We start from the raw sequence: 2,229 nt of genomic DNA on the forward strand, positions 1-2,229 counted from the left end.
ATATGGGTCTGACCGTTGAGCTGCGCGTCCTCGAGGTGCCAGACCCACAGGACATGCGTTCCATGCGCCGTGACGGAGTCCTGGAGCAGGCGCATCTTCTCGGCCTTGTCCACCCAGGCCTGGTTCTTGTTCCTGTTGCGGTCGGCCGCGTTGTCCAGCATCGCACGCGCGATTGAGCTGCCGATCAGCGACGTGATGCTGTCGATCGCGATCGTCTTGATGCCGGATCCCGGCATGTTCCGGTCCAGGAGGTCCTGGATGCGCTCGACCGACCGGTTGTCCGCCGGTTCCTCGCTCAGCTCGTACAGTTCCCCGCCCTTGAGTTCGTGGCGGCGTCCGTCCGCGTCCACGATCAGCGCCGGCTGCTGCATTGCCAGGATGAAAGTCGACTTGCCATCGCCGTACCGGCCCTTCAACGCCCAGCGTCTTGGGGGAAGGATATCTTTGTCAACTCGTTTGAACGCCATGGAAAAAGTCTCTGATGTTCGGTGCCACAGCCCTGCTTCGCGGCTGGCCGGACCAGCAAAGCGAGCCTTCCTGACCGGACACTATCACGTCAGACGTATTATGTCGTTCACTATTTGTTCGATTCGTTATTTTCGTCTCCTTGCCGATCGGCTACAGTCCGGCGGACAAAAGACGGCGGAACTGAAGAAGGAGGAAGGCGTGGCGAGCCGGACGACGACGGCGCTTACGGTCCATTCTGCAAACCCCGCACGTACCGGCGTTCTCGGGAACGGCCACCCGGTGAGACCCCGCTCGATGAAACTCCGTTGAACAGGAACCTGAGCGTTTCGCTCCTGCGGACCAGGCCGTGAACGCCGAACGAGGCGATCGTCGTTCCGATCACGATCAAGGCGAACTCGCCCATCACGGGCCATGAGGTATTCGTGAAGAGCAGACCGAACCAGCAGACGAAAACCATGTGGAACAGGTAAACGTCCATGGAGGCATCCGCCATCCTTCTGGTGAGCGCGTTGGCATGGTTGAACCAGCGGCGGGCGCCGCACAGCAGCACATGGGCCGACAGGATACCGGCAACAGGCGTCAGGAAGTAGCTCGCCGCTTTGTAGACCGGCTCCTCCCTCGGCTCCACGAGCGTCAGGATCACGCAAGCCACCGCAGCGGCGACACAGGCAGGCCAATGGATGGTGGTGAACTTCTCGAGCCATTCGGGACGATAGGCCAGGGCCGCCCCCAGGAGGAAGAACGGCGCGAAGGCAACGGTCCGTATCGTCTGGATCATTCCCGACAGCAGAATGTTCAGGTCAAGCATGCTGCCCGCAGTCGCCGCCGCGACGACACCGGTTCCTGTCAGGATCAAGGCCAGGACGGCGTTCTTCCGGTCGCGGCCGATCAGGTCCAATCCGGCATTGCATAGCGGCCCCAGCCGTACCTTCGCGCCATACCTCCATCCCAGGGCCAGCACCGTCGAGTAGATCAGCAGATCGGCCAGGAACCATAGCTGTTCGACCCAGTGTCCACCCGGACTGGACAGCAACGACAGCCAGTTCCGCCAGGCATCCGGGTTATCGGAAACGGCGAGCGCCCTCGCCAGCATCTGCCAGGGATTGACCAGGAGCGCCACGGTGACAAGGGGCACGCCCAGCCGGAAAAACCGGCTCCTCAGCCACACGGCGTCGCCCTGCTTCCGGATCATCATCATGGCGAAGAAGCCCGAGACGATCATGAATGCAGGCATCCTGAACGTGTGGGTGAACTGGAACATCCATGTCAGCAGAAACGACGTTTCGACAGAAGATACCAGCCAGTCGATGTTGGTCGAGTAGATCATGGCGGTGTGGTACGGGATACCCAGGAACATCAGAAAAGCTCTGAGATGGTCCAGGTAGTGTTTCCGTTCCATATCATCGCTCCAAGGTCGGCGTCCGGCTGGCGGCGAATATCGGACGGCATATCCGACGGTCTATCGTCGCACCACTCTCACGGCGTGGCTCAGGACAGAACAAGCCAAGTGAAGGAAGGTGGCAGCCAATTCCACCGGCTCTCCACTTGAAGGATGCCGATTGGGGAGAGCAAGGTCCCTTATGATGTTTCCCATTAACAACTTCCGCATAGCCGATCCTTACGATAATAAAATTTGGAGGTCTATGAGTGTCGCTGCGGAATGCGGCCCTATCTGTAACCTGGACGACACCAGAAGACGATTATTATATCATTGCATCTTTTTATGATGAGTCGGCAAATTCGTAGCGGCCGTTTCCTGCT

Annotated in this window: 2 protein-coding genes; both read right to left on the minus strand. The window is 59.5% G+C overall.

The genetic code is table 11. The features are described from left to right. Positions 1–467: AAA family ATPase (locus AC5JJ6_RS10605; protein ID WP_496042005.1), on the minus strand; the 467-nt coding region annotated here is incomplete at its 3' end. A gap of 224 nt (positions 468–691) precedes the next feature. Further along, positions 692–1,867 (minus strand): acyltransferase family protein, encoded by a 1,176-nt coding sequence (locus AC5JJ6_RS10610; RefSeq protein WP_496042006.1) that lies wholly within the window; start codon positions 1,865–1,867, stop codon positions 692–694. Positions 1,868–2,229: the final 362 nt, after the last annotated feature.

Source organism: Skermanella sp. (assembly GCF_059503625.1).

What these genes read in the sequence shown, in the direction of transcription:
- AC5JJ6_RS10610 (WP_496042006.1), bottom strand. Translation starts at nt 1,867, where the DNA reads ATGGAACGGAAACACTACCTGGACCATCTCAGAGCTTTTCTGATGTTC.